We start from the raw sequence: 26,199 nt of genomic DNA, 5'->3' as shown, positions 1-26,199 counted from the left end.
GTCAGGCGCCGCTCTTTAGCATGGGTAAGGCGGCAAGGCGTCATCAACAGCCCATTAACCATATTTGTTTTTACTCCCTTAACGACGCGGTTTGCCGGCGGCGCGGGACGTCCCGACGACGCAATTGATTTTGTTGGAGTATTTTCATCGTGGGGTGGAGGCCTGACAGCGGCCGCGCGAGGCGCGCGATGTGGCGCGGCGCCTCCGCCGCCTGCCTGCTGCTCGGCGCTGTCGGTACCGAAACGGCCGGAGCCCAGACCATCGATGCGTTCCGCCCGGTGCGCGACGGCTTTCTGGCCCCCCAGGACTCGCCGCTGCGGCGGACGGCCGTGAGCGGCCTGTCGGATGCCGTTCCGACGCCGGGTCTGCCGGCCACGCCTCCTCCCGTGAGCTCTCCAGCGCGCCAGACACGGGTTCCTCTGCCTGACGTGCCCGCCGCCAGCGGCGCCGCCGATGTGGGCTATGATTCGCTGAACCGCACCCGCAGGAAGCCAAAATACTATCCCGCCCAGGCGCGGCCGAAGCCGGCCCCGGGCCCTGGCACCCGGCCGTCGGGCGAGCTGACCGGGCAGTTGCGCCCGACTTTACCGCCCTCGGCCTTCGCCAACCGGCAGCCGGTCCCCGCCGCCATCGCGGGCACGGTGCCCGGCCAGCCACCGCGCAAGCGGCTCAGGATCGATGACGATCCGTTCGGCGCGGTCGGCGACTATGCCGGCCCGTTCCTCATCAAGGGCGCCGTCGAGCTGTCGGCCGGCTACGACAGCAATCCGGCCCGGCTCGCCAAACCGCGCGGCATGCCGGCGTGGATGATCGCGCCGGAGTTCCTGGCGGTATCGAACTGGGAGCGCCATGCCCTCGTCGCCGATTTGCGCGGCTCATTCACCGGCTATGGCAGCACCCTGCCGGCCACGATGGATGGCGGCATCAATTCGGCGCCGACCACGCTCGACCGCCCCGACTTCACCGGTCATGTCGACGGCCGCCTCGACGTGACGCGCGACACCTCGGTCGGAGCCCAGCTTCGCTTGCGTGCCGCGACCGACAATCCCGGCAGCCCGAGCGTGCAAGCCGGGCTGGCCCGTTATCCGGTCTACACCACACTCGGCACCACCGTGGGCTTCGACCAGCGCTTCAACCGGCTGCAGATCTCGGCCGGCGCCACCGCCGACCGCACCAGCTATCAGCAGAGCAAGCTGACCGACGGCACGATGACGTCGAACGACGACCGCAACTACAACCAGTTCGGCGGCATCGGCCGGGTGTCCTACGAGGTCACGCCCGGCCTCAAGCCGTTTGCGGAGGTCCAGGGCAACACCCGCACCTACGACCAGCAGTTCGACCGCTCCTTCTATCAGCGCGATTCCGCTGGCGGCTATGCCAAGGCCGGCACCTCATTCGAGTTCACCCGGCTTCTGACCGGTGAGCTCTCGCTCGGCTACGCCACGCGCAGCTACACCGACCCGCGGCTCAACCGGCTGCAGGGCTTCCTCACCACGGCCTCGCTGGTGTGGTCGGCGACGCCGCTGACGACGGCGCGGTTCTTCTCCGATACCCAGGTCGCCGAGACCACCGTCGCCGGCGCCTCCGGCGTGCTGATCCGCACCTACACCGTGCAGGTCGACCACGACTTCCGCCGCTGGCTGACCGGCATCGGCAAGTTCACCTTCGGCACGCTCGACTATCAAGGCTACGGCCGCAACGACCGGACGTATTCGGCCGAGGGCAACCTCGTCTACAAGATGACGCGCAGCCTGTGGGTCAAGGGCACGCTGCGCTACGACAAGCTGGATTCGAACATTTCAGGTGCGGCGTCGTCGGGGACGGTGGTGATGCTGGGTGTGAGGCTGCAGAACTGAGCCCCCGCCCTCTCTCTCCCCGTCATTGCGAGGAGCGAAGCGACGAAGCAATCCAGGGCCGCACGTGACGCCCTGGATTGCTTCGCTACGCTCGCAATGACGCGGTTGGAGCGTCGCTTCAATCAAGCAACACCGCCCGCACACCTACGCCGCCGTCACAGTCAGATGCGCACCATCCGCCTGCACGATCCGCACGCGGCTGCCGGCGGGCGTGTCCGGTCCGGCGACGCGCCACACCGTGTCGTCGATGCGTACCGTGCCGTTGCCGTCGATGATCGGCTTCTCCAGCGTGAACTCACGCCCGACCAGCGCCGCCGAGCGGCGGTTGAGGAACGGGTTGTCCCGCGACGGCGCGGCGTTGGCGCGTGCGAGGCGCCGCCACAACGGTACGGCAGCGATCGAGAACAGCGCGAACAGTAGGATCTGCAGCTGCCATCCCGGCGCAAACGCAAATGACAGCAGGCCGACCAGCAGTGCGGCGAGCCCGAGCCAGATCAGGAAGATGCCCGGCGCGAGCAGCTCCAGCGCCATCAGGATGACGCCGAAGATCAGCCAGTTCCAGGTACCGAGCGTCACGAACATCTCGCTCATGATGACCTCCCCCGCCTCAGGCCTGCGGCGGCACGGGCGGCTTCGGCGGCGTTCCCGCCGATGGCACCGATCCGCCGCGGCGCGCGGCAGCGACCGCCGTGGCTGAGCTCTCGCCGAACGTCGCCTTGGCGATCTCGCCGATGCCGGCGAGCGAGGCCAGCATGCCCGTCGCCTCCAGCGGCAGCATGATCACCTTCTGGTTCGGCGAGTCCGCGAGCTGGCCGAACGCCTTGATGTATTTGTCGGCGATGAAGTAGTTCAGCGCCGCGACGTCGCCCTTGCCGATCGCGTCCGACACCATCTGCGTCGCCTTGGCCTCGGCCTCCGCCGCGCGTTCGCGCGCCTCCGCGTCGAGGAAAGCCGACTGCCGCCGGCCTTCCGCCTGCAGGATCTGGCTCTGCTTGGCGCCTTCCGCGCGCAAAATCTCCGACTGGCGCTGGCCCTCGGCCTGCAGGATGTCGGCGCGCTTGACGCGCTCGGCCTTCATCTGCCGGCCCATCGCCTCGACGAGATCGGCCGGCGGCACGATGTCCTTGATCTCGATGCGGTTGACCTTGAGACCCCATGGCGACACCGCGGCGTCGACGACGCGCAGCAGCCGCTCGTTGATCTCGTCGCGATGCGACAGCACCTGGTCGAGGTCCATCGAGCCCATCACCGAGCGGATGTTGGTCATCGTCAGCGTGATGATCGCCTGGTTGAGGTTCGAGACCTCGTAGCTCGCCTTGGCGGCGTCGAACACCTGGTAGAAGGCGACGCCGTCCACCGTCACGGTGGCGTTGTCCTTGGTGATCACCTCCTGCTCGGGGATGTCGATCACCTGCTCCATCATGTTGATCTTGCGCCCGATGCGGTCGAAGAACGGCACGATGATGTTGAGGCCCGGCGACAGGGTGCGGGTGTATTTGCCGAACCGCTCCACGGTCCAGTCGAAGCCCTGCGGCACCGTCTTCACGCCGGAATACAGGGTGAAGATGACCAGAAGCACCAGCGCTATGGCGAAAATGTCGAAACCGCTCATGGATCCTCCAAGGGAGGAGACGTGGTCTCCTCACCAGCCTCTGCAGCCATCACCATCTAGGGATTGCCGCATGATTTTGTCGGGGGTCCGATGGGCGCGGTTCAGGAAGATATTTTCGACGGCCGCGCGGCCGTTAACCTTGTCCGGACGCGCAGCTTACCTAGAGGGCCGGCAATACCGGCCGCGGGTCACAGCCAACCCTGCAGCTCGCGCAGCACCAGTTGCCGCAGCACCTCCATGCCCGGCGCGCTGTCGTTCAGGCACGGCACCGCGGAGAATTCCTCGCCGCCATTGTGCTTGAAGATCTCGCAGTTCTCGCCGGAGATCTCCTCCAGCGTCTCCAGGCAGTCCGCCGAGAAGCCCGGCATGACCACGGCGATGCGCTTGACGCCGTCCTTGGCGAGCTTCTCGATGGTCTTGTCGGTGTAGGGCTGCAGCCACTCCGAGAAGCCGAAGCGCGACTGGAAGGTCAGGAGCAGCTTGGTGTCGTCCATGCCGAGCCGCTTGCGCAGCAGTTCGGTGGTCGCGACGCACTGCTCGCGATAGGGATCGCCCTTGTCGACATATTCCTTGGGCATGCCGTGGAACGAGGCCACGATGAGCTCGGGCGTGTACGACAGCGTCTTGAGGTGCTCCTCGATCGAGACCGCCAGCGCCTCGATGTAGAAATCGTCGTTGTAATAGGGCGGCGTCACCCGCAGCGTCGGCTGCGCCCGCAGCTCGGTCAGCACGCGGAACGCCTCGTCGCAGACGGTCGCCGAGGTCGCGGCCGAGTATTGCGGATACAGCGGCACCACCAGGATTCGGTCACATCCTTTGGCCATCAGGCCGTCGACGCCGGCCTTGATCGACGGATTGCCGTAACGCATCGCCCAGTCGACGATGACATGGCTGCGCTCGGCCATGCTTGCCGCGAGCTTCTCGCTCTGCGCGCGCGTGATCGTCTTCAGCGGCGATTCGTTCTTCTCGGTGTTCCAGATCGACTGGTAGTCTTTCGCCTTCTTGCGCGGCCGGACATTGAGGATGATGCCGTTGAGGATGATCTTCCACAACAGCCCCTGGTCCTCGATCACGCGCCGGTCGGACAGAAACTCCTTGAGATATACCCGCACGCCGGCGGCGTCGGCCGTATCGGGCGTGCCGAGATTGACGAGCAGCACGCCGACCCGCGCCGTGCTCGCGGCGGGCGACGGCTTCGCATCGACGGGCCTGACTTCGACAGGCCTGGCATTGTCGAGAGAGATGGCGGCGGTCATGATGCCCGTAACTGGTGAAGGGCGTGGCTTGGCGGCTTGTTTCGACATTGTCAAGATAAGGGCCATTTCACCGATGTCATCGGGCTGGAGGAGCCATGACGATTGCTGAGCTATGCATTTTCGCCAGCGTAATGCTCTACCTCGTAACGATCGTGCCGGCGAAATGGATCAGCGTCGACGGCGCCGGACGCTATGACAATGCGCGGCCCAGGAATCCCGCCTTTTATGCCGGCGGCATCCGCGAGCGGGCGCTGGGCGCCCACCAGAACGGCATCGAGGCGTTCCCGTTCTTCGCCGCCGCCGTGCTGCTGGCGGAGTTCCGCGCCGCGCCGCAGAACCTGACCGACGAGCTGTCGGTGCTGTTCGTGATCGTGCGGGTGGCCTACGTGCTGACCTATATCGGCGACCGGCCCTCGCTGCGCTCGATCCTGTGGGCGATCGGCTTCCTGATCACGACCGGGATCTTTTTTCTCCCTTTGCTGCGCACCTACCTGCCGGGCTGAGCCCGCCGCCGGACGTGAGGGTCGTCACATCCTCATCCCCGCGGGGGTGCTAACCACGACCGCGGAAGACCGCCGTCTGTACGCCTTTCGTTTCTTGTTTGATCCGCAGGCTACGGCCAGTTGATTGGATTTGGCGGCGAAATTCCCTATAGGGCGGGATGAATTCGACTGCTGCCGCGGCGCTGTGAGGCCGCCAGAGGACTTGTGATGACTTTGACCAGCTCGGCCTCCGCGCGCGCGCCGCGCGACCCGGGAAACTACCAGACCGCCCTGCAATCCACGGTGCGGGCGGCGTCGGACTGGCTGATCGCCAACCAGAAGCCGGACGGCCATTGGGTCGGCCGCGCCGAGTCCAACGCCTGCATGGAGGCGCAATGGTGCCTGGCGCTGTGGTTCCTGGGGCTCGAGGACCATCCCCTGCGCAAGCGCCTGGGCCAGTCGCTGCTCGACACCCAGCGACCGGATGGCGCCTGGCAGGTCTATTTCGGCGCGCCGAATGGCGACATCAATGCGACGGTCGAGGCCTATGCCGCGCTCCGCTCGCTCGGCTTCCGCGATGACGAGCCGCCGGTGCGCCGGGCCCGTGAGTGGATCGAGGCCAAGGGCGGCTTGCGCAACATCCGCGTCTTCACGCGCTACTGGCTGGCGCTGATCGGCGAATGGCCGTGGGAGAAGACGCCGAATATCCCGCCCGAGGTGATCTGGTTTCCGCTCTGGTTTCCGTTCTCGATCTACAATTTCGCACAATGGGCGCGCGCCACTTTGATGCCGATCGCCGTGCTCTCGGCCAAGCGGCCGAGCCGGCCGCTGCCGCCGGAGAACCGGCTCGACGCGCTGTTTCCGCGCGGCCGCCACGCCTTCGACTACGAGCTGCCGGTCAAGGCCAATGCCGGCGGCTGGGACAAGTTCTTCCGCGGCGCTGACAAGGTGCTGCATGCGCTGCAGAACCTCGGCAATAAACTGAATCTGGGTCTGTTCCGCCCCGCCGCGACCAGCCGCGTGCTGGAATGGATGATCCGCCACCAGGATTTCGACGGCGCCTGGGGCGGCATCCAGCCGCCCTGGATCTACGGCCTGATGGCGCTGTACACGGAAGGCTATCCGCTCAATCATCCCGTGCTCGCCAAGGGGCTCGATGCGCTGAACGACCCGGGCTGGCGCGTCGACGTCGGCGACGCAACCTTTATCCAGGCGACGAACAGCCCGGTGTGGGACACGATCCTCACTTTGCTGGCCTTCGACGATGCCGGCGTGCTCGGCGACTATCCCGAGGCCGTCGACAAGGCGGTCAACTGGGTGCTCGACCGCCAGGTGCGCGTGCCCGGCGACTGGTCGATGAAGCTGCCGCACGTCAAGCCCGGCGGCTGGGCCTTCGAATACGCCAACAACTCCTATCCCGACACGGACGACACCGCCGTGGCGCTGATTGCGTTGGCCCCGCTGCGCCATGATCCCAAGTGGAAGGCCAAGGGCATCGACGAGGCGATCCAGCTCGGCGTCGACTGGCTGATCGGCATGCAGAGCCGGGGCGGCGGCTGGGGCGCGTTCGACAAGGACAACAACCAGCAGATCCTGACCAAGATTCCGTTCTGCGATTACGGCGAGGCGCTCGATCCGCCCTCGGTGGACGTCACCGCGCATATCGTCGAGGCGTTCGGCAAGCTCGGCATCTCGCGCAGCCATCCGTCGATGGTGCAGGCGCTGGACTATATCCGACGGGAGCAGGAGCCGAGCGGCCCATGGTTCGGCCGCTGGGGCGTCAACTACGTCTACGGCACCGGCGCGGTGCTGCCGGCGCTGGCCGCGATCGGCGAAGACATGACCCAGCCTTATATCGGCCGCGCCTGCGACTGGCTGGTCGCCAATCAACAGGCTGATGGCGGCTGGGGCGAGAGCTGCGCCTCCTACATGGACGTCAGCGCCGTCGGCCGCGGCACGACGACGGCGTCGCAGACGGCGTGGGCGCTGATGGCCCTGCTCGCCGCCAACCGTCCCCAGGACAAGGAGGCGATCGAGCGCGGCTGCATGTGGCTGGTCGAGCGCCAGTCCGCCGGTACCTGGGACGAGCCCGAATTCACCGGCACCGGCTTCCCCGGCTACGGCGTCGGCCAGACCATCAAGCTGAACGATCCGGCTTTGCAGGAGCGCCTGATGCAGGGCCCCGAGCTCTCCCGCGCCTTCATGCTTCGCTACGGCATGTACCGCCACTACTTCCCGCTGATGGCGCTGGGCCGGGCGCTGCGGCCGCAGGGGCATGGGTAGGCGCTATTAGCTCTCCGCCATCCTGGATGCTGCATCCTCCCTCTCGGTGTCGTCCCGGCCTTGAGCCGGGACCCATAGTCACAGGGAGCAGTTTGAGGCAGGCGGGTCAATCCTAGCTCGCGCATCAGAACCGCCGCGGAGTATGGGTCCCGGCTCAAGGCCGGGACGACACTGTTAGGTGTTGCGCAAGCGGCGCCATAAACTCCGCTGTCATGCCCCGCGCAGGCGGGGCATCCAGTACGCCGCGGCGGGCGTGTTGGACATAAGCGGAGTGGCTGAGCGCACCCCGCTCAGAAGCAGGTCGTCCGTTCCGCCGCCATGTAGCCGAACAGCAATCCGACGCCAAACAACAGCACCAGACCCGCCGCGCCGAATTCCAGGCCGCGCATGATCAGGGCGCCGCCGCCGTCACGGCCGGCGCTGAGGCGGCGGGCGATGTCCTTGGCAGCGACGGCGAGCACCGCGATGGTGGCGACGGTGATCGCCGTGCCCATGCCCATCACGATGGTGGCGGCGACGCCGGCCCAGAACATGCCCTGCGCCAGCGCGAACACAAGCACCAGGATCGCACCCGAGCAGGGTCGGATGCCGGCGGCGAAGATCGCCTGGAAGCCGCGTTGCCACCCCCCGGGCCCGGCGAGCTCGCTCGGTGCCGGGCCATGCGAATGGCCGCAGCCGCAATCGTCACCATGAACATGATCGTGGTGGACGTGATCATGCGCGGCGTGACCATGCGCCGCGGCGGCATGCGTGTGAGCATGACCATGACCGTGGTGATGATCATGGCCATGACGGTCGTGGCCGTGGTGATCATGGCCGTGATGATCATGCTGAGGCGCACGATGCTGATGGTCATGCGCATGGCCGTGATCATGACCCGTCTGCACCGCGCCCGCGGGCGCGCCAGCCAGCGCCAGCGCCGGAGCCGGTGGCTGCCACGTGCGCAGGAACGCCGCGCCCTTGACCCATACCAACCGCGCACCGAGCAGCGCGATCAGGCCGTAGCTCGCGATCTCCACCACCTTCTCGGCGCTGCACATGCTAGCCGCGGTGGCGTTGAGCAGCACCGCGCCGACACCGACGATGGCGACCGCGACCAGCGCCTGCATCAGACCGGAGGCGAACGACAGCACGATGCCGCGCTTCGCCGTCTCCTGGTTGGCGACGAGATAGGAGGCGATGACCGCCTTGCCGTGGCCGGGGCCCGCCGCATGGAAGATGCCGTAGGCGAAGGAGATCGCGAGCAGCCACCACACCGCCGAGCCGTCCTCCTTGGCCGAGCGGATCGCCCCGGACATCTGGCGGTAGAACTCCGACTGCTTCGCCAGGATCCAGCCGACGATGCCGCCGACCTGCGGCTCGGCCGGCGCGCCGAACGGCGGCTTGGCGAGCAGCGCGTGGGAAGCCGCGTCGGCGGCGAGAAGCGCAACGAGAATCGCGGCGCAGGTCAGGAGCGGTCGGGAACTGGGGCGAAGTGAGTTCATGGACATTCCACTGAGATCTTGTTGGCGAAGTTCATTCCGAAATTGGCGTTCGCCCCGCCGCTCAGGAATGTCTGTTCGTTCATGGTCTGCGCGACGGTGCCGCCGTCGCTCGGTCTCACCAGGCCGAGCTTGCAGCCTGCGGGAGCGCTGACCAGCTTGACGGGATCCTTCTCCGCCATCTGGAAATCGATGAAATAGCTTGGATCGTACACCTCGACCTGGAGCTGGCTGGACTTCACCGGCGCTTTCAGCGGCAACGTGAAGTGCAGGGTCAGCTTGGTGTCCTTGTATTCGAGATAGTAGTCGACGGGGTCCACGAGCTTCTGCTTGCGGCCGTCGGCCTTGATGAAGGTGAAGTAGGCATATTCCTTCAGCGACTCGGCGTTGGTCTGCGCCAGCGGCGCCAGCTCCTCGCGGGTGTAGACCCCCTTCTGCTTGGTCTCGAGCCCCTGCAGCGCGTAGGTCGCGAACATGTCGTCGAACGTCCAGGCGTGGCGCACGCCGGTCACCGTGCCATCGGCCGCGTAGAGCAGCTCGCTCGTTGCGGTGACCCAGACATGCGGATGAGCACTCGCGGCGCTCGCGCCGAGCACGAGTGTCAGCGCAGCGAGAACGACACGAAACACCGCCATCACCGTCACCTCAAGCCGCCTTGGGAACATCGAGCAGTCCGCGCCGGCGGAGCAGCGCGTCAGGCTCCGGCTCGCGACCGCGGAACGCCACGTAAGCCGCTTCCGGATCGACCGAGCCACCCGACGCGTAGACATTGTCATGCAGCCGCTTGGCGACCGCGGGATCGAAGATGTTGCCGGCTTCCTCGAAGGCACCGAAGGCATCCGCATCCATCACCTCCGACCACATGTAGCTGTAGTAGCCCGCCGCATAATGGTCTCCCGAGAAGATGTGGCCGAATTGGGTCGGCCGGTGACGCAGCGCGATCTCGGGCGGCATGCCGATCTTCTCCATCTCGGCCTTCTCGAAGGCGCGTACGTCCTTCGAGGCCGCGGCCGGCTGAGTGTGGAACTCCAGATCGATCAGCGCCGAGGAGACGAACTCGACGGTGGCGAAGCCCTGATTGAAGCGGCGCGCCGCGAGGAAGCGCTCGAGCAGGTCCTGCGGCAGCGGCTCGCCGGTCTGGTAGTGGCGCGCGAAGGTCTGCAGCACCTCGGGGCGCTCCTGCCAATGCTCGTAGAGCTGCGACGGCAGCTCGACGAAGTCGGTGAAGACAGCGGTGCCCGACAGCGAGGGATAGGTCACGTTGGAGAGGATGCCATGCAGGCCGTGGCCGAACTCGTGGAACAGCGTGCGGGCGTCATCCGGCGACAGCAGCGAGGGCTGCCCGTCGGCACCCTTGGCAAAGTTGCAGACGTTGATGATCAAGGGCGCGGTATCGCCGTCGAGCTTCTGCTGGTCGCGCAGCGAGGTCATCCAGGCGCCGGAGCGCTTCGAGGGCCGCGCGAAGTAATCGCCATAGAACAGCGCCTTGTGGCGGCCCTGCGAGTCCGAGATCTCCCAGACGCGCACGTCCGGGTGCCAGACCGGAACGTCCTTGCGCTCGGCGAAGGTGATGCCGAACAGCCGCGTGGCGCAGTCGAAGGCCGCCGCGATCATGTTGTCGAGCGCGAGATACGGCTTGATCGCGGCGTCGTCGAAATTCGCCTTCGCCTGGCGCAGCTTCTCGGCGTAATAGCGCCAGTCCCAGGCCTCGAGCTTGAAATTGCCGCCCTCGGCCGTGATCATCGCCTGCAGCTGGTCGCGATCGGCCAGCGCCTTGGCGCGAGCAGGTTTCCACACCCGCTCCAAGAGGCCGCGCACCGCCTCCGGCGTCTTCGCCATGGAATCCTCCAGGCGATAGGCGGCAAAGTTCGCAAAGCCCATGATCTTGGCGGCCTGCTCGCGCAGCGCCAGGATCTCGCCGATGACGGCGTTGTTGTCGTTGGAATTGGCATTGTCACCGCGCGCGGTGAAAGCCTTGAACACCTTCTCGCGCAGGTCACGGCGGGCGGAGCTCTGCAGGAACGGCTCGACCGAGGAGCGCGACAGCGTCACGATCGCCTTGCCGGGCCTGCCGCGCTCCTCGGCGGCTGCCTTGGCGGCGGCGACGAAGCTTTCGGAGAGGCCGGCGCGGTCATCCTCGCCGAGCTCGAGGAACCAGTCCTGCTCGTCGCCGAGCACGTGATGGCTGAAGGTGGTGCCGAGCTGCGCGAGCTTCTCGTTGATCTCGGCCATTCGGACCTTGTCGTCATCGGAAAGACCGGCGCCGGCGCGGCGGAAGCGGGTGTAGGTGCGCTCCAGCAGCCGCTGCTCCTCGCTCGTGATGTGGAGGTCCTTGCGGTTGTCGTAGAGCAGCGCGATGCGGCCAAACAGCACGGCGTTCATCATGATCGGGTTCCAGTGCCGCGCCATCCGCAGCGACACATCCTTGTCGATCTCCAGAATGGCCGGGTTGGAGTTGGCGGAAACCAGATCGTAGAACACCGCGGCAACCTTCGAGAGCAGCTTGCCCGAGCGCTCCAGCGCCGTGATGGTGTTGGCGAAATCCGGCTCGGCCGGATCATGCGTAATCGCGGTGATTTCAGCGCTGTGATCAGCGAAGGCGCGCTCGAAGGCCGGCAGGAAATGCTCGGGCCTGATCGCGTCGAAGGGCGGTGTCTGGTGCGGGGTCTCCCAGGCCACGAGCAGCGGATTGCTCTGGGCGTCGATCGTGGCGGTCGTGTCGGACATCGGCTCTTGCTCCCCGGATCAAACAGTCGCCTCTCTTACCACGGAGACGGTCCTTTTTGGGTCATTTCCCCTTGAAGGCCGGGGCCTTTTCGGAGAGATTGCGCCCCTCAAAAGGACCCCGACCATGAGCGCAGACAACACCGCCAAGCCCGCCCGCCAGATCGCCTGGCCGAGCGTGATCACCGTCATCTCGGCGGCGATCCTGATCGGCGCCGAGGTGTTCGGCGCGGCCTTTGCCGGCGGCTGGGCGCTCGCGATTCTGTTCGGGCTCGGCGACCAGGGCGCGCGCATCCTGCAGGCGGTGCTGTTCGCGATCGGCGTGTTCGTGATGATCGGCTTCATCCGCGGCGCGCAGCGCATCGAGCCCTTCACCAAGCGCGCGTGAGCAGCGTAAAAACACTGTCCTGCAAGCGTGAACGCGTTACGAAAGTTTAAGCTCGCTTAACGTTCGTTCAGACACCGGCGTCGCTGACTGTGTCGCGTAAGCACAGATTAGGGAAATCTTTCCCGGCGCTGAAAAATCCCTTGCGAACGAAATTCAAAACCCCTATTTCCGCTTCTGCCCAATTTCGCACGTGCCTGTGGTCGTGTGTCAGTCGGTAGGTATCCGGACAAGAGGCCGGACAGCCGCCAAGGGATGAGGAACCGAGGGGTTCTCGGATCGTTGCGATCAAAGATCATCATGATCGAGATCGGCATGCTCCAGGAGCCCAGCATCTCTCTCAAGAGATGCCGCTGAAGGTCACCTCGTCTTTTGCAACCGTGACTGGCAGCCGGAGGCGAACCGGCGCACCCCGCTCTCAACGGGGGACGCGACTTAAAGCAACGACGGATCGGGCTTTTTTGGTCTCTACCGGCAGTCCAACGCCGGCGCGGGCTACTGAAAAGGCTTGTCCTTCATTGCCAGGTGTGCGGGCGGGAAATTCCCAACCAATCCACGGCAGCACAATTCGGCTACGGGTTCGAGGTTTTGTCGCCTTTCCATCGGGCGGCAACGCCAAGGCACCCGTGTCGGGATCATTTTGAACGGGCCTCGTCGCTGGGGCCGTTTGGAGGGTGCTATGACCGAACGTATCCGGGAATTCCTGCGCAACCGCCGCGAGGAAGGTCTGGACCACGAGCCCTGTCTCGTCGTCGACCTCGAGATCGTGCGCGACAACTACATGAACTTCGCTCGGGCGTTGCCGGACAGCCGCGTGTTCTACGCGGTCAAGGCCAACCCGGCGCCTGAAGTGCTGTCGCTGCTCGCCTCGCTCGGCTCGTCCTTCGATACGGCGACCGTCGCCGAGATCGAGATGGCGCTGGCCGCCGGTGCGACGCCGGACCGCATCTCCTATGGCAACACCATCAAGAAGGAGCGGGATATCGCGCGCGCCTACGCGCTCGGCATCCGCCTGTTCGCCGTCGACTGCGCCGCCGAGGTCGAGAAGATCTCGCGCGCCGCTCCCGGCGCGAAGGTGTTCTGCCGCATCCTGTACGATTGCGCCGGCGCCGAGTGGCCGCTGTCGCGCAAGTTCGGCTGCGATCCGGAGATGGCTGTGGAAGTGCTGGACCTGGCGAAGCGCCTGGGCCTGGAGCCGTGCGGCATCTCGTTCCATGTCGGCTCGCAGCAGCGCAAGGTGAAGGCGTGGGACCGCGCGCTGGCGATGGCCTCGACGGTGTTCCGTGACTGCGCCGAGCGCGGCATCAACCTGACCATGGTGAACATGGGCGGGGGCTTCCCGACCAAGTACCTGAAGGACGTGCCGCCGGTCGTGCAGTACGGCCGCTCGATCTTCCGTGCGCTGCGCAAGCATTTCGGCAACCAGATCCCGGAGACGATCATCGAGCCGGGCCGCGGCATGGTCGGAAATGCCGGGATCATCGAGTCGGAAGTGGTGCTGATCTCGAAGAAGAGCGACGAGGACGAACTGCGCTGGGTCTATCTCGACATCGGCAAGTTCGGCGGTCTCGCCGAGACGATGGACGAGTCGATCCGCTACGCCATCCGTACCCCGCATGAGGGCGCGGAGATGACCCCGTGCGTGCTCGCCGGCCCGACCTGCGATTCGGCCGACGTGATGTACGAGAAGCTGCCGTATCCGCTGCCGGTGACGCTCTCGATCGGCGACAAGGTGCTGATCGAGGGAACTGGGGCCTATACGTCGACCTACTCGTCGGTCGCCTTCAACGGCATCCCGCCGCTGAAGACGTATCACATCTGATTTGGCTTGCTGCCTCACCCGCGCGGTGAGGCGGTAAAAAGCCCGGGTGGGGCTGTCCCCCACCCCGACCCTCCCCCGCAAGCGGGGGAGGGAGCGACAGACCGTCACCATCAACCTGACATCACGTGTTTGCGCGCGGGCGACAGCCCGCGGCGCAGGCCGGGGACTGACGTGCCATGACCGCTTTTCGCTCCCAGATGACTGCGCCCTTTCGGACTGCCGCTCCGTTCGTGATCCGAGCTGAGCGTGCCTCCGACGTCGCGGCGCGCGAGACGCTGCTCGACCTGTGCTTCGGCGACAATCGCCATGAGCGCACCTGCCAGCGCCTGCGCGACGGACGCGCGCCTGCCGCAGGCCTCGCCCTGACGGCGGTGCGCAGCGGCGTCCTCGTGGGAACGCTGCGGTTGTGGCACGTCAGCGCCGGCGGACGCGACGCGCTGATGCTCGGGCCGCTGGCGGTCGCCCCCGAGGCGCGCAGCCTCGGCGTCGGCGCTGCGCTGATGAATGCCGCGCTGATGATCGCGGCGTCGCGCGGCCATGGAGCGGTCGTCCTGCTCGGCGATGCGCCCTACTACGCCCGCTTCGGCTTTGAGGCGGCCAAGGCGGCCGAGCTGGAGCTGCCCGGCGCGTTCGAGCGCGCCCGCCTGCTCGGCCTCGAGCTGGTCGAGGGCGCGCTGGACGGTGCCGCCGGCATGATCGTCGCCACCGGTGCGCCCGAGCGCAAAGTCCGCCGCCGCAAGGAGCGGCGGCTGCCATGCGCGGCGTGAGGGCCGAGGCGGCAGCTCAGCCGCCGCGGCGGACGTGGCTGCCGACGCTGGTGCTGATCCTGCTCGGCATCATGATCGTCCGCGACATCGTGGTGCGGCGCTGGAACGGCGCGCCGCCGGCCGGATCCGACGTGACGCGCCTGCGTTAGGCATTCCGGCAAGCCGCGCCCGGCCCGCCCCGCCGGGGGTTGCGCAGGTGCAGCAAAAGCTCTTTAACCCCCGAAAATCCCCCGACGAGGTCCCAAAATGCCCCGCCGTCTGATCTCTACCGGATCACCGTTCGAGAAGACCGCCGGCTACAGCCGGGCGGTGATCGACGGCGATTTCGCCTTCGTCGCCGGGACAACCGGCTACGACTACACCACCATGACGATGCCGGCCGATGTCACGAGCCAGTCACGCAACTGCTTCAAGACCATCGCGGCCGCCCTGCAGGAGGGCGGATTCGAGATGGCCGACATCGTTCGCGCGACCTACTACCTGACCGACGTCGCCGACGCCGATGCGCATTTTGCGGTCTGCGGCGAGGTCCTCGGCGACATCCGCCCCGCCGCCACCATGGTGGTCGTCGCGGCGCTGCTCAAGCCCGAGATGAAGGTCGAGATCGAAGTCACCGCCAAACGGCGCAGCGCCTGATTGCTGCCCTTTCCTGTGCTTGCGCCCCCGGCGCAGCCACCGTCCGAGAAGAGAGACCCATCATGAGCTCGCAGATCCACGCCAAGATCACCGGCCCCATCGTCATGATCGGCTTCGGCTCGATCGGCAAGGGCACCCTGCCCCTGATCGAACGCCATTTCGACTACGACAAGAGCCGCTTCGTCATCATCGATCCGCATGACGACGGCGCTCTGGCCAAGAATCACGGCGTGCGCTTCATCCAGCAGGGCGTGACCCGCGACAATTACCGCGAGCTCTTGGTGCCGCTGCTCACCGAAGGCGGCGGCCAGGGTTTCTGTGTCAACCTGTCGGTCGACACCTCCTCGGTCGACATCATGACGATGTGCCGCGAGATCGGCGCGCTCTACATCGACACCGTCGTCGAGCCGTGGGCCGGCTTCTATTTCGACAAGCAGGTGGGCGTCGAGCAGCGCTCGAACTACGCGCTGCGCGAGACGCTGCTGGCCGCGCGCCGCAAGAGCCCGGGCGGCACCACCGCGGTCTCGACCTGCGGTGCCAATCCCGGCATGGTTTCCTGGTTCGTCAAGCAGGCGCTGCTCGACATCGCCAAGGATACCAAGACCGAGATCGTCGAGCCGAAGAGCCGCGAAGGCTGGGCGCAGCTGATGCAGAAGCTCGGCGTCAAGGGCGTGCACATCGCCGAGCGCGACACCCAGCGCTCCAAGAACCCGAAGCCGATGGACGTGTTCGTCAACACCTGGTCGGTCGAGGGCTTCGTGTCCGAGGGCATGCAGCCGGCCGAGCTCGGCTGGGGCACGCATGAGACGTGGATGCCGGAGAACGGCCGCCGCCACGGCGAGGGCTGCGGTGCCGCGATCTATCTGCTGCAGCCGGGCGCCAACACGCGCGTCCGCTCCTGGTGTCCGACGCCGGGCGCGCAATACGGCTTCCTGGTGACGCACAACGAGTCGATCTCGATCGCCGACTACTACACGGTTCGCGACGGCGACAAGGTCGTCTACCGCCCGACCTGCCACTACGCCTATCACCCGGCGAACGACGCGGTGCTGTCGCTGCACGAGATCTTCGGCGCCACCGGCAAGATGCAGGAGAAGTGGCACATCCTCGACGAGAACGAGATCGTCGACGGCATCGACGAGCTCGGCGTGCTGCTCTACGGCCACGGCAAGAACGCCTATTGGTACGGCTCGCAGCTCTCGATCGAGGAAACCCGCCGCATCGCGCCCTATCAGAACGCGACCGGCCTGCAGGTGTCGTCAGCGGTCCTCGCCGGCATGGTCTGGGCGCTGGAAAACCCGACCGCCGGCATCGTCGAAGCGGACGAAATGGACTTCCGCCGTTGCCTCGAGATCCAGACGCCCTATCTCGGCCCGGTCAAGGGCTACTACACGGATTGGACGCCGCTGAACGACCGCCCAGGCCTGTTCCCGGAGGACATCGACACGTCCGATCCCTGGCAGTTCCGCAACATCCTGGTGCGGTAAGCCGCCGCTGTCGTCCCGGCCTTGAGCCGGGACCCAGACTCCGTGACGCCTATGAGGCGGGAGGTGGAGCTAACAGCCTGCCTCAAACCACGAACGGTGGTTATGGGTCCCGGCGTTCGCCGGGACGACGACGGGGATTCCGGCCGCGTTCATCCACACCCTCACCTCCGTCATGGCCGGGCTTGACCCGGCCATCCACGTAGCCGCACCCAACGAAAGACGTGGATGCCCGGGTCAAGCCCGGCCATGACGACGTTGAGACAGAATGCGCCCAATCGAGCACTTCGCTCGTGGCGACCGACTACTTCTTGTCCATCGGAGGCGCGACCTTTTCGGCCGGGGCCGGCGGCAGCGCGGGCTTGGCGCCTTCCTTCTGGGCCTCGATGTCGGGACGCGCGGGCTCGGGCGCGGGCGTGGTCGGGCGGGTGCCGCCGGGCTTGGCTTCGGCCGGGGTCGCCGACGGCTCGGGCGAGGCAGACGGCGTCGCCTGGGCCATCTGATCAAGATGGCCGGCCTTGATCTCGGTAAACGAAATGATCGCAACGAGCATGCCCAAGCCGAGCAGACCGACGGCGAGCCACAGGTCGCGGCGCAAGGTGCGTTTGCTGTTGATCGGAGCCATCGGTTGTCCTCCGCATCCTCTGACGCGCATCACACCACCTCATGTGGCGCTCGCATCAGATCATGCGGGGGAACAACGGACTGATAGCGGCGAGGTTCCCATTCGGTCCTGCGCCGCTATGCCCCATCACGGCTTGGAAACGTTCCATTACAGCCGCAGCAGCCCCGCCTCTCCGCTCTCGTCGGAGAACGCCAGCCACGTTCCCGCGGCATTCCAGCCCAACGCCACGACCGGCGGGGTCTCGTTCCGGCGCACCAGGATCTCCGCGCCGTCCTGCATCCGCACCATCAGCACGGTGCCGTCCTCGTAGCCGCAGGCCAGGATGTCCTGCTTGGGATGGCAGGCGACGGCCGTGACTTTGGCCTTCATCGGCGCCAGCATCGCCGGCTCCTTGCCCATCGGGCCGTCCTTGCCGACGAACGGCCAGAGGATGACCATGTCGGCGCCCGAGGTGGCGAGGAAACGCCCGCCGCTGCCCCAGGACATCGACTTCACGCGTGACGGATAGCCGGTCATGCGCATGTGCCTGGAATCCGCGAGCCGCCAGCCGTGCAGCGCCGGCTCGTGCATCGCGGTGACCAGGAACTTGTTGTCCGGGCTGAAGGTGACGGCGTGATGCGAGCCGGCCCAGCCGAGAAATTCCGGCTCGCCCGCCATGTTCGGAAACCACAAGGTCGCGCCGTTATAATGCGCGATCGCGAGCCGCAGGCCCTTCGGCGCGAACGCCAGCCCGCCCGCGGTCGAGGGCACTTCGAGCGATTTCTCCTCGCCCTTGGGCGCGCGCACGAACGCGGTCTTGCCGACCGACCACGCGATCGCGCCATCCGGATGGACGGCGACGTTGTCGATCCAGCGCCGTTTCGGATCGGTCGCCAGCACGCTCACCGTGCCGGACTTGTCCAGGGATGAGACCTTGCCGTCATCGCCGCCGAACAGGATGCGCGAGCCGTCCGACACCGCCGACAGGATGCCGCCGCCGGTAACGTCGACCTTGCTGATCTCGCCCTCGGTATCGACGACGGCGACGCTCTCCTCGGTGCCGACGAAGGCAGCGTGGTCGCCAAGATAGTGCACGGCCGTCACGGCCATGCCGAGCGAGACCGGCTTCACCTTGTCGGTGACGGAGACGATGGATGCGGCCTCGCCGCCCGTATCGAAGTTGGTCATCAGGTCACGATGCAGCGTTCAAAGCCTTCGCGGATGGCGTCTTCCGGCAGCTCGCGGCCGATGAAGACGACGCGGCTCTGCCGCGCCTCGTCCGGCTTCCACTTCCGCTGATGATCGCCCTCGAGCATCATGTGCACGCCCTGGAAGACGTAGCGATCGTCATCGTCCTGGAACGCCAGGATGCCCTTGGAGCGCAGGATCTTGCCGCCCTCGGTCTGCACCAGATTCTGCAGCCACGGCATGAACTTCGACGGATCGAGCGGCTTGTCGGAGCGCAGCGACAGCGACTGCATCTCCTCGTCGTGATAGTGCTTCAGCCCGTGGTCATGATGGTGGTGATGATCATGGCCGTGGTCGTGATCATGATGGTGATGATCGTGATCGTCGCCGGCATTGAGGAATTGCGGCTCGATCTCCAGGATGCGGTCGAGATCGAACGCGCCGCGCTCCAGCACATCCGCGATCGCGATCTGGCAGCGCTCGGTGCGATGCAGCTTTGCGTAGGGGTTGATGGCGCGGATGCGCGCCTCGACCTCGGCGAGCTCCGGCTTGGTGACGAGGTCGGTCTTGTTGAGCACGATGACGTCGGCAAACGCGATCTGGTTCTTCGCTTCCGGCGCATCCTTGAGCCGGTCCGAGAGCCACTTCGCGTCGGCCACCGTCACGACCGCGTCGAGCCGCGCATTCTTCTGCACGTCCTCGTCGACGAAGAAGGTCTGCGCCACCGGCGCCGGATCGGCGAGCCCCGTGGTCTCGACGATGATCGCGTCGAACTTGCCCTTGCGGCGCATCAGGCCGGAGATGATGCGCACGAGATCGCCGCGCACGGTGCAGCAGATGCAGCCATTGTTCATCTCGAACACTTCCTCGTCGGCCCCGACGATGAGGTCATTGTCGATGCCGATCTCGCCGAACTCGTTGACGATGACGGCGTACTTCTTGCCGTGGTCTTCGGAGAGGATGCGGTTGAGAAGCGTGGTCTTGCCGGCGCCGAGATAGCCGGTCAGCACCGTTACGGGGGTCTTGCTCGCGTCGGACATGCGCACTCCGGAAACTTGGGGATCGCGTCGAAAATGGCTCAAAAAGCGCCGAAAGCCGCGAGGGTAAAACCCTAGCGGACAAGCGCGCTCGTCAGGGCCCTTATATTGTGCCTGACCATGGCAATGTAAGTGGGAACGGGGCCGTTTTCCGCGCTCAGGGCGTCCGAATACAACGTGCCGCCGATCTTGGCGCCGGTCTCCGCCGCGATCCGGCCGACCAGCCGGTCGTCGTTGAAATTCTCCAGGAAGACCGCCGGAATGCCGGCTTTTTTCACCTGGCGGATGATCTCGGCGACGTCGCGGGCCGACGGCTCGGTCTCGGTGGAGACGCCGAGCGGGGCGATGAAGGCAATGCCATAGGCGTCGGCGAAATAGCCGAAGGCGTCATGGGTGGAGATCACCTTGCGCCGCTCGGCCGGGATCTTGTCGATCTCGGTCCGGACCTCGCGGTCGAGCGCATCGAGCTCGCCGAGATAGCGCTCGGCATTGGCCTTGAACGTCTCGGCATCGGCCGGATCTGCTGCCATCAGCGCGTCGCGGATGTTCTTCACATAGACCTTGGCATTGCCGACCGACTGCCAGGCATGCGGGTCGGCATCCGCGCCGCGCTTGCGCGGCGCGATGCCGGCCGTCGCCACGATGATCGGCGCCTTGCTGCCGGACGCCTGCTGCAGCCGCGGCAGCCAGCCTTCCAGGCCGAGGCCGTTGACGACGAGGAGCTTCGCCGCGCCGACCTCCTTCGCGTCGTGCGGCGTCGGCGTGTAGACGTGCACGTCGCTGTCCGGCCCGACCAGCGAGGTGACCGTGACCTTGTCGCCGCCGACCTGGCGGACGAAGTCGGCGGGAATCGAGAAGCTGGTGATGACGCTGAGCTTGGTATCGGCGGATGCGGGGACAACGAGCGACAGCAGCAGGCCGAGGGCGGGAAGCAAACGTTTCATCATGAGGCTCAAGCTTCGAGGTGGCGTCCCGGAAACAGTTGCGGAAGCACGCCGCCCACGCGTCCGAACAGAACCGAGCCGAGATAGATCAGCGATGCGACCAGGATGATCGCGGGGCCGGAGGGAATGCGGGTCTGGAACGACAGCACCAGGCCGATGTAGCCGGAGACGATCGCCGATCCGACCGCGATGCAGATCATCGGCGTCACGTCGCGCGACCAGAACCGCGCAATGCCCGCGGGGAGGATCATCAGCCCGACCGCAAGCAAGGTGCCCAGTGCCTGGAAGCCGTTGACGAGATTGACCACGATCAGGCCGAGGAAAATGAGATGCGCCGGTGCGCCGGCCCGGCTCACGGTCCGCAGGAACAACGGATCCACGCTCTCGACCACCAGCGGACGATAGATCACCGCGAGCACGACCAGCGTGATGGTGGCGTTGGTCGCGACCATCAGGAGCGTCGGGTCATCCATCGCCAGGATGTTGCCGAACAGCACGTGCAGCAGGTCGATGTTGGTGCCCTTCACCGAGACGATGGTGACGCCCAGCGCCAGCGAAGCGAGATAGAAGGTCGCGAGCGAGGCGTCCTCCTTGAGCCCGGTCGAGCGCGACACCAGGCCGGAGAGTAGCGCCACGGCGAAACCGGCGACCAGTCCGCCGGTCGTCATCGCGAAGAGATTGAGCCCGGACAGCAGGAAGCCGATCGCGGCGCCCGGCAGGATGGCGTGCGCCATGGCGTCGCCGACCAGGCTCATGCGCCGGAGCATCAGGAAGACGCCGATCGGCCCGGAGCCGAGCGACAGCGCGATGACGGCCGCGAGCGCGCGGCGCATGAACTCGAAATCCGAGAACGGAGCGAACAGCACCTCGCGCAGCATCACGCCGCCTTCGAGGATTGAGCCGGCGCGCAGGGTGCGGCGGCATCGTCGAACGCCTCGCACATCCGGCGCGCCTGCGCGAGATTGTCCGACGTCAGCACCTCGGCGGTCGGCCCCCACGCCACCGCTTCGCGCGCGAGCAGCAGGGTCTGCGGGAAATGCGCGCGCACCATGTCCATGTCGTGCAGCGCCGCCATCACGGTGCGCCGCTCGCCATGCCAGTGCTCGATCAGTTGCAGCAGGTCGGACGAGGTCTTGGAATCCATCGCGTTGAACGGCTCGTCGAGCACGATCACGCGGGCATCCTGCAGCAGCACGCGCGCGAACAGCAGGCGCTGCATTTGCCCGCCTGAGAGGGTGCCGATGCCGCGACCCTCGAAGCCGGTGAGGCCGACGGCCGCAATGGCCTGCGCGATCTTCTCACGCGCCGCAGCGCCGATGCCGCCGAAGATGCCGACCGAACGCCAGAGACCGGTGCTAACGAAATCGAACACCGAGATCGGGAAGGTGCGGTCGATGTCCGCGATCTGCGGCAGATAGGCGATCTCCCGCGGCTTGAGGCCGGCGGCTGAGATGCTGCCGGCAAGCGGCTTCAAGAGGCCGACGATGCCGCGAAACAGCGTCGACTTGCCGGCGCCGTTCGGGCCGATGACGGCCAACAGCGCCCCCTCACTCACCTCGCCGGAGAGGTGATGCACGGCCGGATGGCGATCATAGCCCAGGGTGACATCGCGGAACTGCAGTTGCGCCATGGCCGAGCTCACCGCATCGCCAGAATGACGATCACCCACAGCACCGCGCTGGCGGCGAGGGCAGCGCCAAGCCGCACCGTCACCGGCATCCGCAGGATCGACCACGGCGCCGGCTGCGCCGGATGCGGCGCGGCGGGGTCATGGCTGTGAGCGTGCGTGTGGTTGTGGCCATGCGCATGCCCATGCCCATGCGCGTCATGCGCATGGCTGTGGCCATGACTCTGGAGGGCGGACTGGGTCATTTCGTCATAATGTTACATTATAACGTCACGCCTGTCCACGGCACCGGAGGGACGTTTTCCCTGTTGGACGGTGGTTGACTGGCTATGGGATCCGAGATCGAGCCGCGCCCGCGGTGCGCTCCCTCTCCCCGTTCTTCACGGGGAGAGGGTTTGGGGTGAGGGGCAGCCACACGGGCAGCGTTATCAAACAGGGCTGCAGCTCTCGAACGGAGGCATCTGGCGCTGCGAAGGGCCCTTCTCTTCGAAGCAACGCCTTCCATGGCAGGCTCTCTTCGTGGTGCATGCGCAAGTGCGGACGGCATGGCGCGAATACCGCCCGTGCTGCTGCCCCTCACCCCAGCCCTCTCCCCGTGAAGAACTGGGAGAGGGGGCGCACCGTCTGCGCGGCCGGCATCGGGGCCATCGCTGGATTTGCCTCAGCTCAGAACCCGTACCAGCGCCAGCCCTGCGAACAGTCCCGCGATCGAGATGCCGACGGAGCCGAGCACATAAAGCGCCGCCAGCCCCAGTGCGCCGCGCTCATACAGCAGCGCCGTATCCAGCGAGAACGCCGAGAACGTCGTGTAGCCGCCGAGGATGCCCGTCATCAGGAACAGCCGCCAGTGCTGGGTGGCGCCGCCCTTGAAGGTGAGATAGCCGGCGATCAGGCCCATTACGGTCGAGCCGGTGATGTTGATGATGAAGGTGCCCCAGGGGAAGTCTGTGCCGAGCCCGCGGGCCGCAGCCATGTTGATCATATGCCGCAGCGAGGCGCCGCAGCCGCCGCCGACGAACACGAGCAGATAGCCGAACAGCTGATTCACAGACCCTCACCCCCGCACGGCATCGAGAGAACGGATGCCCTGCCCTCATCCCGGCAACAGACAAAACTTTTGCCGCAGCCATCTCATGCTGGCAAGAACGGCCGACGTCACATCAGCGTCAAACAACAGGCGCGTCAAAGAAAAAGGGCGGCGAGCCCGAGCTCGCCGCCCTCCTCTGTCGATCACGAGAGATCAGACAGCCTTGCTGTAGAGCTGTTCGACATATTCCCAGTTGATGAGGTTCTCGACGAACGCCTTGAGATAGTCGGGACGGCGGTTGCGATAGTCGATGTAGTAGGAGTGCTCCCAGACGTCGACGCCGAGGATCGGAGTCGCGCCATGCACCAGCGGGCTCTCGCCATTGGCGGTCTTGGAGATCTCGAGCTTGCCGTTCTTGACCGACAGCCAGGCCCAGCCCGAGCCGAACTGGCCGACGCCGGCGGCAATGAAGTCCGCCTTGAACTTCTCGTAGCCGCCGAGGTCCTCGTCGATCTTCTTCTCCAGCGCGCCCGGCAACTTGGTGCCACCGCCATTCGGCTTCATCCAGGACCAGAAGTGGATGTGATTGTAGTGCTGGCCGGCATTGTTGAAGATCGGGGCGTTCTTGCCGAACGAGCCCTTGACGATCTCCTCGAGGGACTTGCCTTCGAATTCGGTCCCCTTGATCAGATTGTTGCCGTTGGTCACATAGGCCTGGTGATGCTTGTCGTGATGATACTCCAGCGTCTCCTTGGACATGTAGGCGCCGAGGGCGTCATAGGCGTAAGGCAGGGGGGGAAGCGTAAAGGTCATGGGGTCGGTTCCGCAACTTGTGAGAAGACGGGATTTAACGGGACCTCCTTATAGAAGGTTCCGAAGCCGTAAAACACCGTGATTCTGGAAAAAGCGAGCCGTTTTGATGAGCATCGAGATCGACGTCCTCAATGGAGACGCCTCCTGGCCGCTGGCCAAGCCGCTCTATGACGCGATTTGGCCGCCGGAGGTGGTCACGAGCCTACCCTGGGCCGGTATCAGATTTGCGCATGCCGACCTGCGCGTACTGGTGCAGGACGAAAAGGGCGAGGTGCTGTGCCATGTCGGGATCTATCGCCGCCTGGTGAAATGGAACGGGCAGAACGTCAACATCGCCGGCATCGGCGGCGTTTTGACGCGCGCCGACAGGCGCAATCGCGGCCTGGCGACGGTCGGACTGAACGCGGCGATCCAGACGTTGCGCCACGAGGACTCGATCAATTACGCTGTCCTGTTCTGCGCGCCGGATCGCGTCGCCTTCTACGGCGCGCGCGGCTTCATCCCGTTCGACGGCGACGTCTATGCCGAGCAGCCGGAGAAGGGCCGCATCCGCTTCGACACGCTGTCGGCGATGGTCCACGACGTCAAACGCACCGCGCCGACCCGCGGAACGATCGATCTGTGCGGACTGCCGTGGTGACAGCACAAGGCCTCTCTCGCGTCGTCCCGGACAAGCGCGCAACGCGCGCGCCGATCCGGGACCCATACCCCCAGGGAGCAGTTTGACGCACGCCTGCAATTGGCTCTTCGCCCAACACGTCCGCCGCGGCGTCTGGGTCCCGGCTCAAGGCCGGGACGACAGCGGAGCGCGCGGCACGGGCACTGCCCGCCGGGCTCTCTCTACCCGCCATCTCCGACAATACAACTTCCGAAAAAAATAATCCTCTTGCGTATTTCCGTAAAACATGATTATCTCCCGCGCATCCCGCCTCATGCAGCAGGGGCGTAGCGCGCGATCGTCACGACACGCGAGGCGGGGATGCGGTGGCCGCGAGGGATCGCAGCGTCTTCTCACGAAGGCGCGGACGAACGATCGATCGCGGACGTGGAGTCGCAGCGTCCTGACACCCCGAAGCTGGTGTCGACGGCGCAAGGCGCAAGCCTTGTCGCGGCATGGTGGCCAACAAGCCGGCGCACCAGGGAGACTGCGTATAAGCGTGAAGACCATCGCGCAGGGAATGCCGGCGTGTTCGGCTTTGCCTGTGGTACCTGCCGCCTGCATTTTTTTCAGCAGGCGGGCCATGGGTGAGGCCCTCACCCGGCATTCCCTGCGCCCTCTGCATGATTGCGAGGGACGTGTTCGATGCACCACTCGGGCGAGTTTCGCCGCGAGACCACGCCTTCATGTCTTCAAGTCGATCGCTGTTTGACTCGTAAAATCCGCTCCACCCATTGCTGTCGTCCCGGACAAGCCATGACGCGCGCCAGCGCGGCATAGCGCCGATCCGGGATCCAGACTCCTCAGCAGACGTGATGGGCACAGAAGCCAACGACCAGCCTGCCTCAAACCGCTCCCTGTGGGTATGGGTTCCGGCTCAAGGCCGGGACGACGACGGTGATTGTCGCGCCAGCCAGATCTGATCCGAGGGGCCATGAGACAACCGCGCAAGGAATTGAGACAACCCGCCAGCATTGCACCCGATCGTGATGACGGCGCTTTGGACAACCGCACCTCTCCCGATTGCAACCGCGCCGTTTGCTGTTAAGGAAGCGCGGCTTGAACGGGGGGTAAGATGATTTGGAAATTGCGTCTGGCTGGTCTCACACTCGCTGCTCTGGTGATCGCGCAGCCGGCCCTGGCTGCCGACGATCCGAGCGGCACCTGGCTGACCCAGGCCGGCGACGCCAGGATCAAGGTCGCCAAGTGCGGCGCCAATCTGTGCGGCACCGTCGTGTGGCTGAAGGAGCCGATGGACACCGACACCGGCAAGCCGGCCGTCGACAACAAGAACCCCAACCGCGCGCTGGCCAATCGCCCGATCATCGGCCTGCAGCTGTTCGAAGGCGTCCGCCCCGATGGGCCGAACAAATGGTCCGGCAAGATCTACAACGCCGATGACGGCCAGAGCTACACCAGCCACATCTCGGTGTCCGGTCCCGATACGCTGAAGGTCGAAGGCTGCGTCGGCACGCTGTGCGGCGGCGAGACCTGGACGCGCTCGCGCTGACGT

The 26,199-nt window shown here is 65.9% G+C and carries 26 protein-coding genes; 11 read left to right on the top strand and 15 right to left on the bottom strand.

Going from position 1 to position 26,199, the window contains the following annotated elements:
- Positions 1-149 precede the first annotated feature (149 nt).
- A complete protein-coding gene (locus HL666_RS09720; RefSeq protein ID WP_172132206.1) occupies positions 150-1,856 on the top strand; it encodes an outer membrane beta-barrel protein in 1,707 nt (568 codons plus the stop codon).
- 144 nt (positions 1,857-2,000) lie between these two features.
- On the opposite strand, the gene HL666_RS09715 is transcribed toward HL666_RS09720, so the two are convergent.
- The 3 genes from HL666_RS09715 to hemH form a co-directional block, all read right to left on the bottom strand.
- Positions 2,001-2,447, bottom strand: a complete 447-nt coding sequence (locus HL666_RS09715; protein ID WP_172113208.1) for an NfeD family protein — start codon at positions 2,445-2,447, stop codon at positions 2,001-2,003.
- Between the two features lie 16 nt (positions 2,448-2,463).
- Positions 2,464-3,468, bottom strand: coding sequence for an SPFH domain-containing protein (locus tag HL666_RS09710; RefSeq protein ID WP_172181145.1), 1,005 nt, complete (start codon positions 3,466-3,468; stop codon positions 2,464-2,466).
- Between the two features lie 188 nt (positions 3,469-3,656).
- Complete coding sequence (gene hemH, locus HL666_RS09705) at positions 3,657-4,724, bottom strand: ferrochelatase (protein WP_172113206.1); 1,068 nt, start codon at positions 4,722-4,724, stop codon at positions 3,657-3,659.
- Positions 4,725-4,819: 95 nt separating this feature from the next.
- On the opposite strand from hemH, the gene HL666_RS09700 reads away from it, so the two are divergent.
- Entirely contained in the window at positions 4,820-5,227 is a 408-nt protein-coding gene (locus HL666_RS09700; protein ID WP_172113205.1) for an MAPEG family protein, read from the top strand.
- A gap of 207 nt (positions 5,228-5,434) precedes the next feature.
- A complete protein-coding gene (gene shc, locus HL666_RS09695; RefSeq protein ID WP_172132203.1) occupies positions 5,435-7,489 on the top strand; it encodes a squalene--hopene cyclase in 2,055 nt (684 codons plus the stop codon).
- A 290-nt stretch (positions 7,490-7,779) separates the two neighbouring features.
- Here shc and HL666_RS09690 read toward each other — a convergent pair whose 3' ends face one another.
- Genes HL666_RS09690 through HL666_RS09680 form a run of 3 tightly spaced genes read right to left on the bottom strand, consistent with a single transcriptional unit; the run spans position 7,780 to position 11,697 of the window.
- Positions 7,780-8,973: a nickel/cobalt transporter gene (locus HL666_RS09690; protein WP_172181143.1), complete on the bottom strand. Its 1,194-nt coding sequence runs from the start codon at positions 8,971-8,973 to the stop codon at positions 7,780-7,782.
- On the bottom strand, positions 8,970-9,605 hold the full coding sequence (locus HL666_RS09685) for a DUF1007 family protein (RefSeq protein ID WP_172113202.1): 636 nt from the start codon (positions 9,603-9,605) through the stop codon (positions 8,970-8,972). The genes HL666_RS09690 and HL666_RS09685 overlap by 4 nt, the downstream gene beginning before the upstream one ends.
- Before the next feature lie 10 nt (positions 9,606-9,615).
- Positions 9,616-11,697 (bottom strand): M3 family metallopeptidase, encoded by a 2,082-nt coding sequence (locus HL666_RS09680; protein ID WP_172181141.1) that lies wholly within the window; start codon positions 11,695-11,697, stop codon positions 9,616-9,618.
- Between the two features lie 124 nt (positions 11,698-11,821).
- On the opposite strand from HL666_RS09680, the gene HL666_RS09675 reads away from it, so the two are divergent.
- From HL666_RS09675 to HL666_RS09650, 6 genes are all read left to right on the top strand, one after another.
- Positions 11,822-12,082, top strand: a complete 261-nt coding sequence (locus tag HL666_RS09675; protein WP_172113200.1) for a hypothetical protein — start codon at positions 11,822-11,824, stop codon at positions 12,080-12,082.
- A 676-nt stretch (positions 12,083-12,758) separates the two neighbouring features.
- On the top strand, positions 12,759-13,901 hold the full coding sequence (locus HL666_RS09670; protein WP_172113199.1) for a type III PLP-dependent enzyme: 1,143 nt from the start codon (positions 12,759-12,761) through the stop codon (positions 13,899-13,901).
- A gap of 176 nt (positions 13,902-14,077) precedes the next feature.
- Complete coding sequence (locus HL666_RS09665) at positions 14,078-14,668, top strand: GNAT family N-acetyltransferase (RefSeq protein ID WP_172181139.1); 591 nt, start codon at positions 14,078-14,080, stop codon at positions 14,666-14,668.
- Positions 14,656-14,817: a hypothetical protein gene (locus HL666_RS09660; RefSeq protein ID WP_172113197.1), complete on the top strand. Its 162-nt coding sequence runs from the start codon at positions 14,656-14,658 to the stop codon at positions 14,815-14,817. Before HL666_RS09665 ends, HL666_RS09660 begins: the two co-directional genes overlap by 13 nt.
- 97 nt (positions 14,818-14,914) lie before the next feature.
- Positions 14,915-15,304, top strand: a complete 390-nt coding sequence (locus HL666_RS09655; RefSeq protein WP_172113196.1) for a RidA family protein — start codon at positions 14,915-14,917, stop codon at positions 15,302-15,304.
- A gap of 62 nt (positions 15,305-15,366) precedes the next feature.
- The gene (locus tag HL666_RS09650) at positions 15,367-16,791 is read left to right on the top strand and encodes a homospermidine synthase (protein ID WP_172181137.1); all 1,425 of its coding nucleotides are present in this window, start codon (positions 15,367-15,369) and stop codon (positions 16,789-16,791) included.
- A 301-nt stretch (positions 16,792-17,092) separates the two neighbouring features.
- Here HL666_RS09650 and HL666_RS09645 read toward each other — a convergent pair whose 3' ends face one another.
- The 9 genes from HL666_RS09645 to HL666_RS09605 form a co-directional block, all read right to left on the bottom strand.
- Positions 17,093-17,413 carry a hypothetical protein gene (locus HL666_RS09645; protein ID WP_172113194.1) on the bottom strand — a complete coding sequence of 107 codons (321 nt, stop codon included), beginning with the start codon at positions 17,411-17,413 and terminating at the stop codon, positions 17,093-17,095.
- Between the two features lie 147 nt (positions 17,414-17,560).
- The gene (locus HL666_RS09640) at positions 17,561-18,580 is read right to left on the bottom strand and encodes a WD40 repeat domain-containing protein (protein WP_172181135.1); all 1,020 of its coding nucleotides are present in this window, start codon (positions 18,578-18,580) and stop codon (positions 17,561-17,563) included.
- Positions 18,580-19,620, bottom strand: a complete 1,041-nt coding sequence (locus tag HL666_RS09635) for a CobW family GTP-binding protein (protein ID WP_172113192.1) — start codon at positions 19,618-19,620, stop codon at positions 18,580-18,582. The genes HL666_RS09640 and HL666_RS09635 overlap by 1 nt, the downstream gene beginning before the upstream one ends.
- Before the next feature lie 71 nt (positions 19,621-19,691).
- Complete coding sequence (locus HL666_RS09630; RefSeq protein WP_172113191.1) at positions 19,692-20,561, bottom strand: metal ABC transporter substrate-binding protein; 870 nt, start codon at positions 20,559-20,561, stop codon at positions 19,692-19,694.
- Between the two features lie 8 nt (positions 20,562-20,569).
- Positions 20,570-21,439 (bottom strand): metal ABC transporter permease, encoded by an 870-nt coding sequence (locus HL666_RS09625; protein ID WP_172113190.1) that lies wholly within the window; start codon positions 21,437-21,439, stop codon positions 20,570-20,572.
- Positions 21,439-22,191 carry a metal ABC transporter ATP-binding protein gene (locus HL666_RS09620; RefSeq protein WP_172113189.1) on the bottom strand — a complete coding sequence of 251 codons (753 nt, stop codon included), beginning with the start codon at positions 22,189-22,191 and terminating at the stop codon, positions 21,439-21,441. The genes HL666_RS09625 and HL666_RS09620 overlap by 1 nt, the downstream gene beginning before the upstream one ends.
- Positions 22,192-22,199: 8 nt before the next feature.
- Positions 22,200-22,433 carry a hypothetical protein gene (locus HL666_RS09615; RefSeq protein ID WP_172181133.1) on the bottom strand — a complete coding sequence of 78 codons (234 nt, stop codon included), beginning with the start codon at positions 22,431-22,433 and terminating at the stop codon, positions 22,200-22,202.
- Between the two features lie 416 nt (positions 22,434-22,849).
- On the bottom strand, positions 22,850-23,236 hold the full coding sequence (gene crcB / locus HL666_RS09610; protein WP_172181131.1) for a fluoride efflux transporter CrcB: 387 nt from the start codon (positions 23,234-23,236) through the stop codon (positions 22,850-22,852).
- 192 nt (positions 23,237-23,428) lie between these two features.
- Positions 23,429-24,028, bottom strand: a complete 600-nt coding sequence (locus tag HL666_RS09605) for a superoxide dismutase (RefSeq protein ID WP_172181129.1) — start codon at positions 24,026-24,028, stop codon at positions 23,429-23,431.
- Between the two features lie 106 nt (positions 24,029-24,134).
- On the opposite strand from HL666_RS09605, the gene HL666_RS09600 reads away from it, so the two are divergent.
- Positions 24,135-24,668 carry a GNAT family N-acetyltransferase gene (locus HL666_RS09600; RefSeq protein ID WP_172181127.1) on the top strand — a complete coding sequence of 178 codons (534 nt, stop codon included), beginning with the start codon at positions 24,135-24,137 and terminating at the stop codon, positions 24,666-24,668.
- A 1,093-nt stretch (positions 24,669-25,761) separates the two neighbouring features.
- Entirely contained in the window at positions 25,762-26,196 is a 435-nt protein-coding gene (locus HL666_RS09595; protein WP_172113184.1) for a DUF2147 domain-containing protein, read from the top strand.
- Positions 26,197-26,199 lie beyond the last annotated feature (3 nt).

Source organism: Bradyrhizobium aeschynomenes, from assembly GCF_013178945.1.
GTDB lineage: Bacteria > Pseudomonadota > Alphaproteobacteria > Rhizobiales > Xanthobacteraceae > Bradyrhizobium > Bradyrhizobium aeschynomenes.
The sequence above is the reverse complement of the archived record's forward strand: the minus strand, read 5'-3'. Positions and strand labels throughout refer to the sequence as shown.

Excerpts from the sequence above, each read along its gene's own strand:
- HL666_RS09715 (WP_172113208.1), bottom strand. The coding sequence starts at position 2,447 with ATGAGCGAGATGTTCGTGACGCTCGGTACCTGGAACTGGCTGATCTTC.
- HL666_RS09710 (WP_172181145.1), bottom strand. The coding sequence starts at position 3,468 with ATGAGCGGTTTCGACATTTTCGCCATAGCGCTGGTGCTTCTGGTCATC.
- hemH (WP_172113206.1), bottom strand. The coding sequence starts at position 4,724 with ATGACCGCCGCCATCTCTCTCGACAATGCCAGGCCTGTCGAAGTCAGG.
- HL666_RS09700 (WP_172113205.1), top strand. The coding sequence starts at position 4,820 with ATGACGATTGCTGAGCTATGCATTTTCGCCAGCGTAATGCTCTACCTC.
- shc (WP_172132203.1), top strand. The coding sequence starts at position 5,435 with ATGACTTTGACCAGCTCGGCCTCCGCGCGCGCGCCGCGCGACCCGGGA.
- HL666_RS09690 (WP_172181143.1), bottom strand. The coding sequence starts at position 8,973 with ATGAACTCACTTCGCCCCAGTTCCCGACCGCTCCTGACCTGCGCCGCG.
- HL666_RS09685 (WP_172113202.1), bottom strand. The coding sequence starts at position 9,605 with ATGGCGGTGTTTCGTGTCGTTCTCGCTGCGCTGACACTCGTGCTCGGC.
- HL666_RS09680 (WP_172181141.1), bottom strand. The coding sequence starts at position 11,697 with ATGTCCGACACGACCGCCACGATCGACGCCCAGAGCAATCCGCTGCTC.
- HL666_RS09675 (WP_172113200.1), top strand. The coding sequence starts at position 11,822 with ATGAGCGCAGACAACACCGCCAAGCCCGCCCGCCAGATCGCCTGGCCG.
- HL666_RS09670 (WP_172113199.1), top strand. The coding sequence starts at position 12,759 with ATGACCGAACGTATCCGGGAATTCCTGCGCAACCGCCGCGAGGAAGGT.
- HL666_RS09665 (WP_172181139.1), top strand. The coding sequence starts at position 14,078 with ATGACCGCTTTTCGCTCCCAGATGACTGCGCCCTTTCGGACTGCCGCT.
- HL666_RS09660 (WP_172113197.1), top strand. The coding sequence starts at position 14,656 with ATGCGCGGCGTGAGGGCCGAGGCGGCAGCTCAGCCGCCGCGGCGGACG.
- HL666_RS09655 (WP_172113196.1), top strand. The coding sequence starts at position 14,915 with ATGCCCCGCCGTCTGATCTCTACCGGATCACCGTTCGAGAAGACCGCC.
- HL666_RS09650 (WP_172181137.1), top strand. The coding sequence starts at position 15,367 with ATGAGCTCGCAGATCCACGCCAAGATCACCGGCCCCATCGTCATGATC.
- HL666_RS09645 (WP_172113194.1), bottom strand. The coding sequence starts at position 17,413 with ATGGCTCCGATCAACAGCAAACGCACCTTGCGCCGCGACCTGTGGCTC.
- HL666_RS09640 (WP_172181135.1), bottom strand. The coding sequence starts at position 18,580 with ATGACCAACTTCGATACGGGCGGCGAGGCCGCATCCATCGTCTCCGTC.
- HL666_RS09635 (WP_172113192.1), bottom strand. The coding sequence starts at position 19,620 with ATGTCCGACGCGAGCAAGACCCCCGTAACGGTGCTGACCGGCTATCTC.
- HL666_RS09630 (WP_172113191.1), bottom strand. The coding sequence starts at position 20,561 with ATGAAACGTTTGCTTCCCGCCCTCGGCCTGCTGCTGTCGCTCGTTGTC.
- HL666_RS09625 (WP_172113190.1), bottom strand. The coding sequence starts at position 21,439 with ATGCTGCGCGAGGTGCTGTTCGCTCCGTTCTCGGATTTCGAGTTCATG.
- HL666_RS09620 (WP_172113189.1), bottom strand. The coding sequence starts at position 22,191 with ATGGCGCAACTGCAGTTCCGCGATGTCACCCTGGGCTATGATCGCCAT.
- HL666_RS09615 (WP_172181133.1), bottom strand. The coding sequence starts at position 22,433 with ATGACCCAGTCCGCCCTCCAGAGTCATGGCCACAGCCATGCGCATGAC.
- HL666_RS09605 (WP_172181129.1), bottom strand. The coding sequence starts at position 24,028 with ATGACCTTTACGCTTCCCCCCCTGCCTTACGCCTATGACGCCCTCGGC.
- HL666_RS09600 (WP_172181127.1), top strand. The coding sequence starts at position 24,135 with ATGAGCATCGAGATCGACGTCCTCAATGGAGACGCCTCCTGGCCGCTG.
- HL666_RS09595 (WP_172113184.1), top strand. The coding sequence starts at position 25,762 with ATGATTTGGAAATTGCGTCTGGCTGGTCTCACACTCGCTGCTCTGGTG.